This window comes from Streptomyces sp. NBC_01166, from assembly GCF_045039765.1.
Taxonomy (GTDB): domain Bacteria; phylum Actinomycetota; class Actinomycetes; order Streptomycetales; family Streptomycetaceae; genus Streptomyces.
The window spans coordinates 337,616-350,217 of the sequence record NZ_CP108614.1; the positions used below are offsets into that span (position 1 = coordinate 337,616).

Sequence of the window (12,602 nt, forward strand, 5' to 3'; positions counted from 1 at the left end):
ACGCAGCCCCTCCCCTTCGCACATGAGGAGATCCCGCATGTCCATCACCGCCGCGATGCCCACCGCCAAAGAACGTCCCCGCCGGACCCGCACGAAGCGGGTCAGCCACCTCCCCGACATCAAGCTCTCCAGCCTCCTGCCCTCGCACATCGACCTTCACGACCCGCTCAAGCCGTCGCTGGTCTGCGGCGATTGCGGCACCTGGGTGCCCGTCACCGGCATGCAGAGCAAGCTGCAGAAGTTGGTCCCGCATCACACCGGACGGGCGGAGGTCGCCGCGGCGATCCGCTGCCGCAGCAGCAACCGTCGCATCGAGTGGGACATGACGATCCCCGAGTGGCACAAGGCGCTGACCGATGCCGTGAAGAAGGCCGCCAGTCGCCAGGCCACCACCGTGCTACCCAAAGCGTTCAGCCCGGCCACCGATCAGACCTTGGGGGCCCGTGCGCAGCGCACACCGGCCGGACGCGTGGCTGACTGGAACGCTGTCTTACCCCGAGTGGCAGCCACGGACGCACATCGCCAGGTGGTGCCTGCGGGCGACGCCCCGACACAGAGCCCTACCGTCCCGCTGGACAAGCTCAAGATCAACCACTGACGCACGAGCCCCCACGGCCTCGGCCGCCCCGCAGTAGAGGGGCGGCCGAGGCCGTGGGCTGTTCGTACAGCAGCCCGGGGCCACCGGCCCTGAACACGACGAACCCCCGGGGGCGCAACCCCGGGGGTTCGTCTTCGCCATCACCCTCTCTCGAAGGGCAACAGCGCAATGAACAGTTTGGCATCGGCCCTGGACACCCCCCGCGCCGGGCTCGCCGACGACATGACCGAGGACGACAACGACCGCGGATTCGAGCGCGACGAGACGGACAAGGCTTTCCGGCGGCTCGTCGACCACATGGTCGTCGACGGCGACGACCGCGCCCGATCCGCCGGCCGCCAGGCACGGCGCACCCTCGCCGAGATGGACCCCGGCTACGAACGGCAGCCGGTACTCCTCCTCACCCGCCCGCTCACCTTCCGGTCGGCGAACAGCGCCTGCCCCATGTGCGACCGGTTCAACTGCCCCGGGCACGACTGCCCGCCCAGCGCCACCCCGGCCCCCGCCGAGAACAGCGGCCAGTTGCAGTGCGACCGGTGCAGCCAGTGGTTCGGTTTCACCGGCTGGACGTGTTCCGCGTGCCAGGCACTCGGGCTGACGGCTCTGCCGATGAGGCCGACCCCGCACGAGCGGGACGGCCGCACCGAGCCGCCCCCGGCACCCGCCCGGCCGCACTCCACCGTGTCCGAGCGGCACCAGCCCTGACCCTCATACCTGCCGCCCGCGCCGCGCAGCACCTCGCGGCGCGGGCGCTCACCGTATGCGGCCTGGCCCACCCCTTCACCCTCGCCCTGCTCGCGGCCGCCGCAACGGCGGCCGCCAGGGCGTGGGACGCGGGCCACCCCGTCGCCGACACCCACCCCCGCACCACCGAGAGGCACCACCCCCGATGGCCGACGACCTGCACGCCCGCTACATGGCCGCCACCGACACCTGGCGCGCCCACCGCGAGGCCTGCACCACCTGCCAGCACGGCACCCCCTGCCCGGCCGGTGCCCCGCTCTTCGAGCGGTTCGCCCGCCTCCAGGACGCCTACCTCAACCGCCGCTCCTGACCCGGAGGACCTCATGCCCGACAGCCACTACACCCGGCCGGGCGTCTCGGCCGAAGACGACCCGCTCTTCGACGCGGACCACGCGCACAGCCCCTCGACCGCCGAGCGTCGCGCCTCACTCACGGTCGCCGACATCGAGGGCCACCGCACGGCATGGGTGGCCATCGCCGCCGAGCGCCTCGCTAACGGCACACACCCGTACCGCACCACCTGACCTCAGGGAGACCCCATGACCGGCACCATCGCCCTGTCCCGCCACCTCGACTCCTCCGGCCTGCCGACACAGGCACCCCCCACGCAGGCCTACAACCATCCGCGTTTCCTGCGGGCCGAACCGGTCCCCTACCGGGGCGCGATCGCCTACCACTTCACCGCCTTCACCGGCGGCGAGCCCGAACCGCAGACACCCCTTGCCGTGTACGACGACAAGGGCCTGACGCACGACCAGCGGGCAGGCATCCGGCAGCAGTACGAGTCGGCGCGCATCCTGTGGTCCCACGCACGGCTGCGCCGCGACGCCGTCCCCGCCCTGCGCCGCGCCGCGCCCTTGTGGATGGCATGGCGCGCCGCTGAACGTCACCTCAGCGACGTGTTTGCCGCGTTCTGGGAGACGGACGACAACCGGTGGCGCGCCCAGCTTCTGCGCCTGGTCGACGCGGAGCGTGCGGCGCAGGCCGCCGCCGACGCGTGGGACGACATCGCCCACCAGCTCGCGCAGCTCGCAGACGAACAGGTCACCGTCGCCGGGTATGACGAGGAGCTGCCCCTGGAGACCGTGGCCACAGAGATCGGGCTGGACATCTCCGAGTGGCACATCGACCTGATCACCTCCTACACCGATCGGATGTGGGGCGTCTTCACCCCGGTACGAGGCAGGGCCGAACAGCAGATCAAGGCGCAGCGCGAGCGGCTCGCGCAGGTCGACCAGATGCACAGCACGTCCCGGCGACGTTCCGACACCACCTCGAACTGCGACTGAGAGGCCGACATGCGTTTCGTCTATCTGCTCGGCATGGGCAGCCCGTTCATCGTCCTAACCGCCGTACTGCTGGCGCGCTGAACCCGCACGAAGGAAGGAAAGACATGGGAATGCCTGATATCCCGGAGCGCCTGCGCCAGCCGCGCGGGGCAGTGCTCGCCGGTCTGAGTGTGATCACTCTGGCCGTGGCCATCCTGTCGGTGGCCGTCACCTACGACATCCTGGAATCGAAATTCGGCGGATGGGCCGTGCCGACCGTCGCCGCGCTGGACGCCCTGTGGGTGATTTTCCAGGCGACGGAGATTCTGGCCGGCAACAACAAGCGCCGCGCTCAGCGGGTCCAGTGGGCCGGGCTGGCACTCACCCTCATCAACGCCGCGATCCCCACCGCGCACCTGATCATTGCCGCCCGGGGCGGCGCGGCGCTCGACCTGGCTGTGGTCATCACCCCGGTCGCGATCATCGCGACCAAGGGCGCCTGGTGGTGGGCGTTGCCCTCGCTCGGGCGGCCGGTATCGGAGGCGACGCGGGGCAAGCTCGCCGTCAAGCGCCAGGCTGTCTCCGACCGCCTGGAGGAGATGGAGGCGGAGGCCGCGCACCGGATCGAGATGCTGGGGCTCGCGACCACGTTGCAGACGCAGGTCGCGGAGGCGGAGACGGCCTACCGCGTGTCCGTGCTCAAGGCGCAGCAGACCATGAGCGAGAAGCTGCACACGCAGGCCGTGGCCACGGAGAAGGTCATCGCGGAGCAGCCGCTGCCCGCGTCGGTCGCGGCGATCCGGCTGCCGGTGCTGGAGGAGTGGACGCCGACCGCGCCCGCCCTGCCCGGCACACCCGGCGACACACTCGCCCTGACCGGAGGCACGCAGGTCAGCGACCCTGCGGCCGCAACCGGCACACCCGGCGACACACCCCAGGACGCGGGCGTCACACCCGGCGGCACACCGGAGGAGCAGGCGGCACGTGCCGCCGCGCTCGCCGAGCTCGCGGCCGTGGCCGGTGTGCCCGTGCCGGAGCCCGGTGAGCCGCTGAGTGACGGTCAGCTCGATGTCGCGCTGCGGCACCTGCGCTACGTCGATGACCCGCCCCAGTCCTACCGCCAGGCCCGCGACGAATTCCGCGACCTGGGCTTCGTCGGGTCGGAAAGGCGGGTTCGCCGCGCCTGGGCCGAGCTGATGGAGAAGGAGGAGGAAGCGAACGGCCCCCAGGTGGACCGCGACGGGGGCGAGGAGCACGCCCAGGAGGAAGAGCCCGAGGACGCGGGCGCCTGAGCCACAGCACCACCCGGACCACCGTCCGGCACCACCGATGATGTCCGGCCCGCACCGAGCGGGCCGGACATCATCGCGACTGCCGGAAAACGCACAGCAGTCGAGACGGCGCAGACCCGGTGAGTGACCTGGTGAGCGGACTACGCGTTCGCAGAGCCCAGGGCCGCAGACCCGGCGAGCAGCCGCCATGCCACCCGCCCACGCACAAGATGAAAGAGGGGCAGTGACCAAGAAGAGCAGCAAGGCCGAAGCAGAGGAAGACCTGTACGGCCAACTCGCGGGCGCCATCGGCGGTCTGTGCATCGCGGCCGGCATCCTCGCCGCCATCAAGGACAAGCTCGGCCTTTCCTGGCCGGCCACCGCGGCCGTCGTGGTCGGGGCGCTCGTCGCACTCGGCTACCTGGCCTGGCAGATCCGCACCCGCGTCCAGCGCTTCCTTGCGGGTAAGCAGCCCGCTGCGGCCCACCACCAGGAAGGGCCCGCCCAGGGCCTGGGGGAGGAGCAGGAGGGCCCGCAGGCTGCGGTCCACGCGGGGCTCACCACCGCGCTGTCCCGGGCCGGAGCCATCGGGAGAGAGGAGGTGGTCCTGGACGAGGATGTCACCGTCAAGCAACTCGATGTCGGCACCCTCTACAAATTCCTCCTCCCCCCGGGGCGCACCTCCGAGGACGTGGGCAAGCACATCGGCGCCATCGCCTCGATGTTCGGCGTCACCCGGCTCCACCTGAAATTGGAGACCAGCCGGAAAAGCGAACGGCACGTGCGCCTCCTGGTGCTGAAAGAGCCGCCGTTCAGTCGTGCTTTCCCCGCGCCGACCCGGCAGGAGATCGCCGCGTTCTCCGGCGTTCCGATGGGGCACGACGTGACCGGAAAGCTGGTCGGCGTTCCCACCTTTGACAAAGCGTCACTGCTTGTCGGAGGAATGACGCAGACCGGAAAGACCACACTGGTCAACGGAATCATCACGTGCCTGCTCATCGCATACGGCGATTTCGATCTGTATCTCCTCGACGGGAAACTCTGCGGACTCACAGAGTTCCAGAAAGTCGCCGTCCGGTACGAGGCATCCGATGACCCGGCCGTCCTGGGCAGCATGCTCGACGAATTGAATGCCCGAGTGGACGACCGATACACGAAAATGCAGGAAGCCAAGCGAAACAGGCAGCCCGCACCTGTGTTCAAGCCGGTTTTCTTCATCATCGATGAAGCCGCCGACTTCTACGTCGACGACGGCAGCAAGGAATCGCAGGAAACCGTCCGGCAGAATGAGGACAAGTCGCGGAAGCTGGTCTCCAAATCCTTGGAGTCCGGAATCTCCACCATCATGATGACCCAGCGTCCATCCAACGACGCAATCCCGGTCAAGGTGCGTGACCAGTTCCTCTACCGCCTGTGCCTCTACGTGGCAGCGAAAGGCACCGCAAAGGTGGCCCTCGGTGACTCGTACTTCGAAACAGTCGCCCCGATCCACCCCGCACTCCTCGACCCGAAAATCCCGGGACAGGCCGTGCTCTTCGCGGGCGGATCATCCGCCCTCATTCGCGGATTTCGGTTCGCAGATAACTTCATCTGGGGCATCGTCGATGAAGTTCTCGACAGGCAGCACCAGGCGATCAGCGCGGTTCCTGAAACCCCGCTCACGCGCACCCTTGACTACATGCGGAAGGAGGGCCTGGAATTCATCCCCACGGCCGACCTGGCACCCCTCCTCGGCGTCACGGAAACGGCGCCCAGCACGCAGGGAAGGCGGCTATCAAAAATGCTCGGCGTTCCCCCCGGCAAAGACGAGAAGGGCGTCGTGCGCGGCTACTCGGTCAACGACCTCATGGCAGCCGCCAAGGCTGGCTCCTGACCGTCACGGGAACCGCTGGGGATCCGCTGAGCATCCGCTGACGATCCGCTGACGATCCGCTGGGATCCGTCCAGCCTCTGCTGGCTGGACGGATCCCAGACGGATGCCAGCGGACCGCCAGCGGATCCCCAGCGGATACCAAAACAAGCGCTGACCTGCGTAAACACGCATAAGAGCCCAGCAAGGAAGGAGAGTCCCGTTGAGAGCCACTTCAGCCGTCACGATCGGCGTGGGAGCAGCCGCGGCCGTCGTCGTCGGCGCACTCGTGCAAGCCACCGGCGCCGGATCGGCCGGCGGTGGACTCGGGGCGGCGCTCGGTATGTCCGTCCCCGCCGAATACCGGTCGCTGATCGAGGAGGCCGGAAATACCTGTCCCGAGGTCAGCCCCAATTTGCTGGCCGCGCTCATCACGCAGGAATCCGGATTCAATCCGAAAGCGCGATCCGGCGCCGGTGCGCAGGGGATCGCGCAGTTCATGCCGTCCACGTGGGAATCCGAAGGGATCGACGCCAATAAGGACGGCAAGCGTGACGTGTGGGATCCCGAGGACGCCATCCCCTCAGCGGGAAAGCACCTCTGCACGCTCGCCGGGGAAGTGAAGGACGTTCCCGGCGACAAACAGTCGAACATCCTCGCCGCGTACAACGCGGGAAGTCCCAGGGTGATCGCAGCCGGTGGAGTTCCCCCGATCGAGGAGACACAGAACTACGTCAAATCGATCAACGCGTTATCCAGGCAGCCTGGCGGTGGGAAAACCGCCACCGGCACGCAGGGCACCATCGCCGTCAACGCGGCGAAAGGCGAAATCGGCACCCCGTATTCGTGGGGTGGCGGAAACGCCAACGGTGCATCAACTGGGAGCTGCTGCTCGCCGAATGGGAGTTCCGGGGCGAGCATCGCCGGTTTCGACTGCTCCGGACTCGCGCTCTACGCCTACGCGAAAGCGGGAATCAGTCTGCCTCGCACGGCAGCCGCACAATATGCGGCATCCGAGCCCGTAAGGCCCGGACAGATGCGCCCCGGCGATCTCGTTTTCTACGGATCGAGCGCCGCCAGCATTCACCATGTCGGAATCTACGCCGGGGGCGGCTGGATCATCAACGCTCCCAAGCCCGGCACCAGCGTCCGGTATGACCCGATGGACATGATGTCCGACCTGTATTCCGTCGCACGCCCCGTACCCTCCAAGGAGATCTGAAATGCGCAAGCTCAACATTGCCGCCGGTAAGGACCTGTCCACGGGCTTCTCCGACTTCTTCGACACCATCGGAATCACCGGCGGCGGTCTCGTCACCAAGGGAATTGCCGCAGTGATCGCCATCATCGCGGTCCGCATGCTCCTCCAGCTCAGCAATGACCCCAAGGGTGCGTTGAGGAAGGGCGGCCTGGCGATCGGCACGCTGTTCGTCGCGGTCGTCCTGGCGATGTACGGAGACAGCCTGTTCTCCACCGTGACCACGGCCAAGGGCTGATTCGGATGCCGGACACCAACCCGTGCGATCAGATCAAGGGTGATGCCCGCGAGTTCTGCGATCGCAGCCTCGACGACGGCACCACCGCCCCGGACGACAACCTCATCCCACCAGACGGCGGGGTCACCGACACCGCATCCCAACTGGTCAAAAATCTCGCCAAGGGGCTCTGCGACACCGTCAGCGAGCTGGTCGCCCCTAAGAAGCTGTCAGCACCTGTGGCGCCCAAAGACTGGTCTTACGATCCGTTCGTCTGGTTGGGGGAGCACATCGCCGTCATGATCTTCATCTGTGTCGTCGTGATGTGCGCCCTGACTGCATGGCAGGGCCTGCCGCGTCTCCGGCAGATGGGCGCGTCGACAGGATGGACGCTCGTTGCTATCGCTGGGATGGCAGCGGTTCCGGCGGTTGTCGTGAAATTGAACGAGGCTGTGAGCAGCGCGTTCACGGCCGCGTTCAACGCCAACGAGAGCACCCTGTTCGGTTCGATCCAGGCTCACTTGGAGGAGGGGGGCGACGCGGGGAATCCATTGGCGCAACTGCTGATCATCTCGGCGCTGGTCGTGCTCCTGGCGTTTGCTGGCCTCGTGTTCGTCGCCCGGCAGCTCGGCACCCTGGCGTTTGTGTGCGCGGCGCCGCTGGTGCTGGCCTCGCTCGCGCGTGGTGGTGACACCACTGCCGTCCGGGCCTGGCTCAACCGGCTGCTCGGGCTGCTCTTCACTCCGATGGTGCTCCTGCTGGTCACCCCGTTCATCCCCCTCACTAAAGAGTCACTCGTCCTGGACACGGTGCTGCTGCTCGCCGTCTGTGCCCTGATGCTCCGCATGATCTTCCACGGCGTCCCGTACGTCGGCCCGAGGATCGCGGGCGCGGCCCGGAGCATGGTGGAGAGCCGCACGACCAACCCGCTGGCGCGGGCGGTCGTGCGGGCGGGTGTCCCGGACGTCTACGAGCAGGAGAACGGACCGCGCGGAGTACGCACGGTCCCGAACCCGGGCCGCGCGGTGCACCAGGACCGCGGAGTGCTCTACGCCGCGTACGGCGTCCCGCACCGGCCCCGGCCGGGACGGCTGACCACCGCCTCCACCATCAAACAGGTGCAGGAGGGTGCGGAGCGCACCGCGCGGCTGACCGAAGCGCGCCGCCAGGCGCGCACGGCCAATCAGCCGGGGCCGGTGAATCCGCAGCCCCGTCAGCCCCGGCAGCCGGGGCCAGTGGTCCCGCCTCCGGCGGGTCGTCCACCGGCCGCCACCCCGCAGCCGGCGCCCGCACCCACCCGGCCGCCCACCCCGTAGGACCGGCTGACGATCCGGGCCGCGACGCTCGCCCCGGCGAGCGTCGCGGCCCGCCCCATTCGCGAGAGGACTCCCCGTGTACTCCCTGACACCCGGCTACCGCATTCCCGCTCTCCAGCGCGGTCTCAGCCCAATGGAAACGATGCTGACCAAGGCGAACGTCGGGGTCGGCAGCGCGGCCCTGCTGTCGGGCATGGTCACGACGGCACTGCCGGTATGGGCGTTCGGCGCGGTTGGCGCGGCCGGCGCACTGCTCAACGTGGCGCCTGGCCCCCGCTCGATCGCCCGCTGGGCCGCTGTCGGATACCGGCGAGTCCGCGAGCGCACCGCGCCCGACGCCATGACCACACCGCCCGGGACCACCCGGACATGGGCGCTGTATCCGCAGCACGGCACCATGCAGGACGCCTACCGCCGGGCGCAGTTCCACGACGCGTTCTCGCGGGCCCTGGTTTTCGCTGGGAGCCAGGCGCGTACTGCGGGGATTCAGGTCCACGTCACGCATCACGCCGACGTGGGCGCAACCACCGAGCACACGCAGACGATCTCCGTCCACGTTCCCAGGGGCCTGGCCCCGGCCCGCGTCGTCGACACCCTGGAAGCGGAGCTCGCGGCCCTCGGTGACCTGACGCCCCTCGACCCCGAACCGGTGCTCGACGTGGTCGGACGGGGCTCCGGCTGGATCGAGCTGGAGGACGGCCGCTACGCGGCAACCGCGCGCATCACCTCGTGGCCGGCCGAGACGGACGGCGATCTCATGCCCAAACTGCTCCTCGGGCAGACACAGGACCGCTCCATCGCGGTGCTCTACCGGCCGCTGCCACTGGGCCAGTCCCGCCGGTCGGCGAAATACCAGAAGGCGATCGGTGAGGCCGTCCTCACCGACCAGATTCAGGCCGAGTCGCACGACCTCGCCAGCGGCAGCACACAGGGCGCGCTGGTGCAGGGCGCGACGCTCGTGGACATCGACGCCTACCTGACGGTGTGGGGCGACAGCCCGGAGAGCGTCACCGATGCCCGCTGGGAGGTCGGTCTCACGGCCGACCGGCGCCGCATCCGACTGGACTGGCTACCCGGCCAGCAGCACCGCGCCCACGTCATGACCACCCCGCACGGAGCCTCCACACGGAAAGGGGCGATCCTCTAATGATCCGTCTGCCCTCCACCCACGCCGCGATCACTGCCCCTTTGGTCGCCTCCGGCGCCGAGTTCCCCGGCATTCTGCTCGGGCGGTCCCTGCTGGACAGCAGGCCCTTCCACCTCTCTCCGGTCCTCACCGAGGAGAGGGCGCTCCCCTCGACGAACAGCGTTGCGCTGGGCGGTCTTGGCTCCGGCAAGTCCACGACGGCGAAGATCCGGATCGGCCGCGAGGTCCCCAACGGGCACCAGGCCGTCGTCATCGACACCTGGGGAGAGAGGAATCAGACCGGCGGTGAACACGTCGGTGAGTGGGCGGCGATCACCCGGCATCTGGGCGGCCTCGTCATCGACGCCAGCAAGTTCACCCTTAACCCGTGCTCACCGCTCTTTCCGTACCCGGTACGCGAGCAGCTGATCCGGCAACTGATCGTCGCTGTGGAGCCGGACGCCCTGGCAACCGAGGCCGCGTACGCTCTCCAGCACGCGATGAACAGCCCCAAGTCCACCTCGCTGGGCGGTCTCGTGGACGCCCTGACCCATCCGGAAGACGGCCAGTGGCCGACGGCCGAACTCGCCGTCTGGGGACGAAAGGCCGCGATCGCCCTGTCCCGCTACACCCAAGGGTCCCTCCGCGGGCTCTTCGACGGCCAGGACGCCGACCTGCCCCCCACCGACCTGCCGATCCTCAGCTTTGACTTCACGCGTCTGGACCGCAACTCCCCGGCGATTCCGTCGCTGATGGCTGCGGTGACGTGCTGGGTGGAGCACGTGTGGCTGCCCCAGTCGACCGCCGTGCACCGGCACATCGTCCTCGAGGAGGCATGGCAGATCCTGCTGTCCCCCGCGACCAGCGAACTGATCCAGCGCCTCCTGAAGAACTCCCGCAAGGACGCCCTGTCCGTTGACGCCGTGATGCACACGCTCTCCGACCTCGGAGACGGCAAGGCAAAGGACCTGGCCAAGCTGGTTGAGGTCTTTCACGTCGGCCGCCTGGGACCGAAGGAAGCCGAAGAGGTCGGCGCGCTGCTGGGCCTGCCGCGTTGGGCCATCGACCACATTCCGACGCTCGGGCCGGGGCAGGCCGTGTGGAAGGTCGGCCCTGACTACGTCGACATCATCGAGACCGTGATCAGCGAGGAGGAAGCGCGACTGACGGACACCTCCGGTCGCCGCCGCATGGCGCGGCAAGGCGCGGCAGTCGAGCAGGAGACCCTCCTCATTGACGACCTCGACGAGGACCAGGACCACGAGGACCAGGAGGAGAGCGACACCACACCGACATCCGCTGCGCCCGCCCCTGATGGCGAGGAGGACGAGAGCGAATGGTTCTGGGAGATGCCGCCGAATGTCGTGGACGGCTGGCACGACAGGGCCCTGCAGGCCGCAAGGGAGGGACGCTGCGCCGAGGCTGCGGACCTCGCGGCCCTCGGGGAGCGGGAGGACATTGCCGCTCACGGCATCAACTCGGATGAGGCCGTGGCCTGGCTGTCCACACGTGCCCAGGTGGCTGATCTGTGCGGAAGTCCCGAACGGGCGGTGCAGCTGCGCGCTACCGTCGCCCGCATGGGCAAAGACGACATGTGGGCAGGGTCAGCCCACGACATCACCCCCACCGCGCACCCCGACCCCCAGCAGTCCACGTCGATGGCTGACGACAACCCGACCCCGGCCACATTGCGGCGGTTGTGGCCGGCCGCTGCGGTCATCGTGGCGCTGTCCCTCGGCATCGCGTTCGTCTGGGACAACCCTGGAGGTGAGGCGAAACAGCGAGAGGTGAACGAGCAGCGCGCGGAGAAAGCCGCCGCAGCCGCTGCCGCCCCTCCGTACGAGGGTGAGGCGCGCGCACCAGTTCTCATCGACGGTGCTCTTGCCGACTTGAGGGCAGATTGGACCGATGACAAGAAGCGCGTCGTCGTGAGTCTGCAAGCACCGGCTGAGGTGGTCGCCCAGTACCTGCGCATCGACGTCGCTCAGAAAAGCGCTTTCAGTGAGCGCGTTGAAGGCCGACTCGATGTCGAAGCGCCCGAAATCGTTCTGCCGGTCAAGGATCCTCGTGCCGATGTGACGGTCCGGGTGGCGATCGGCGGCGAGACATGGAAGAAGGGCGCCCGGGCCGAATCTCGTGAGATCCGCCTTTCCCCGGTCACCGGCACCGCGTACGACGCCAAGACCGGCAAGGAGTTCAGGTTCGGCGACTGACCTGTTGGCCTGCCTGGTTCTCGACAGCTGACTCAGCTGTCGAGGACCGGCCTGGCTGCCTGGCCACCTGACACACCCCGCGCCCCGTCACGGACACCGTGACGGGGCGCAGCACTGCCCCCACCACCCCTGTTGGAGGACACCTGTGCTTTCGTCATGCCCGCGTCGCCGGATTGGCCGGCCCCGCCCGCAGTGTCCCGGCCCCCGTTACCCGCACCCGCCCGCCCGGCTCCCCGCCCCGTGGAGCGGGTGATGCGGCAGCGCCCACCCCGCCCCCGGAGCACTCAACCGCGGATTCCGCGTGGAGCCTGTGGCCTGCCCGAGTACGACCGTGGCGACTGCCCTGACCATCTCCTCACCCGCCGCCAACTCCGCGCCGCGAACGTCAGCCCTGGAGGACACGGCCCGGTAGGGATCCTGCGCTGCGCGCGCTGCCGTACCCGGCCCCAGTACTCCTGTACTCACCGCAGCCGCGCCTACCTCTACGACGTCCGCCTGGCCCGCCCGAAGCGCATACCGACGCTCGCTCAGGAGTGGGCGCTGGACCGTGCCATGGCTGCTCGTGAGACATGCCCCGTCCCTACGTGCAGGCGCCGTTACAGGTACTGCCTGCCCTTGCGGACTCTGGGCTGCTGTCTGGAGTGCTGGGACGGCACCCCGGCCGACCCGGCCGACTACACCGCGCCCGCGCCTCTGGCCAGTCACCGCCTGGCCGCCTGACCCACCCCGCGCAAAGGCGCCC

At 68.8% G+C, this 12,602-nt stretch carries 13 protein-coding genes; all 13 read left to right on the forward strand.

Features of this window, described 5'->3' with window-relative positions:
- The first annotated feature begins 37 nt into the window (after positions 1-37).
- The 13 genes from OG379_RS41280 to OG379_RS41340 all read left to right on the forward strand — a co-directional run bounded on the left by OG379_RS41280 (position 38) and on the right by OG379_RS41340 (position 12,580).
- Entirely contained in the window at positions 38-598 is a 561-nt protein-coding gene (locus OG379_RS41280; RefSeq protein ID WP_331735598.1) for a hypothetical protein, read from the forward strand.
- Positions 599-766: 168 nt separating this feature from the next.
- On the forward strand, positions 767-1,303 hold the full coding sequence (locus OG379_RS41285) for a hypothetical protein (RefSeq protein WP_405669053.1): 537 nt from the start codon (positions 767-769) through the stop codon (positions 1,301-1,303).
- Positions 1,304-1,487: 184 nt separating this feature from the next.
- Complete coding sequence (locus OG379_RS41290; protein WP_331735604.1) at positions 1,488-1,652, forward strand: hypothetical protein; 165 nt, start codon at positions 1,488-1,490, stop codon at positions 1,650-1,652.
- A gap of 13 nt (positions 1,653-1,665) precedes the next feature.
- Entirely contained in the window at positions 1,666-1,866 is a 201-nt protein-coding gene (locus OG379_RS41295; RefSeq protein WP_331735607.1) for a hypothetical protein, read from the forward strand.
- A gap of 15 nt (positions 1,867-1,881) precedes the next feature.
- Complete coding sequence (locus OG379_RS41300; RefSeq protein WP_331735610.1) at positions 1,882-2,631, forward strand: hypothetical protein; 750 nt, start codon at positions 1,882-1,884, stop codon at positions 2,629-2,631.
- Between the two features lie 104 nt (positions 2,632-2,735).
- Entirely contained in the window at positions 2,736-3,902 is a 1,167-nt protein-coding gene (locus OG379_RS41305; protein WP_405669055.1) for a hypothetical protein, read from the forward strand.
- A 223-nt stretch (positions 3,903-4,125) separates the two neighbouring features.
- A complete protein-coding gene (locus OG379_RS41310; RefSeq protein WP_331735614.1) occupies positions 4,126-5,754 on the forward strand; it encodes an FtsK/SpoIIIE domain-containing protein in 1,629 nt (542 codons plus the stop codon).
- Between the two features lie 199 nt (positions 5,755-5,953).
- A complete protein-coding gene (locus OG379_RS41315) occupies positions 5,954-6,952 on the forward strand; it encodes a bifunctional lytic transglycosylase/C40 family peptidase (protein WP_331735616.1) in 999 nt (332 codons plus the stop codon).
- A gap of 1 nt (position 6,953) precedes the next feature.
- A complete protein-coding gene (locus OG379_RS41320) occupies positions 6,954-7,226 on the forward strand; it encodes a hypothetical protein (RefSeq protein ID WP_331735618.1) in 273 nt (90 codons plus the stop codon).
- Between the two features lie 5 nt (positions 7,227-7,231).
- Complete coding sequence (locus OG379_RS41325; protein WP_331735623.1) at positions 7,232-8,521, forward strand: hypothetical protein; 1,290 nt, start codon at positions 7,232-7,234, stop codon at positions 8,519-8,521.
- A gap of 76 nt (positions 8,522-8,597) precedes the next feature.
- The gene (locus tag OG379_RS41330) at positions 8,598-9,668 is read left to right on the forward strand and encodes a hypothetical protein (protein ID WP_331735626.1); all 1,071 of its coding nucleotides are present in this window, start codon (positions 8,598-8,600) and stop codon (positions 9,666-9,668) included.
- Positions 9,668-11,860, forward strand: a complete 2,193-nt coding sequence (locus OG379_RS41335; protein ID WP_331735630.1) for a hypothetical protein — start codon at positions 9,668-9,670, stop codon at positions 11,858-11,860. The genes OG379_RS41330 and OG379_RS41335 overlap by 1 nt, the downstream gene beginning before the upstream one ends.
- 252 nt (positions 11,861-12,112) lie before the next feature.
- Positions 12,113-12,580: an RRQRL motif-containing zinc-binding protein gene (locus OG379_RS41340; protein WP_331735633.1), complete on the forward strand. Its 468-nt coding sequence runs from the start codon at positions 12,113-12,115 to the stop codon at positions 12,578-12,580.
- The last annotated feature ends 22 nt before the right edge of the window (positions 12,581-12,602 follow it).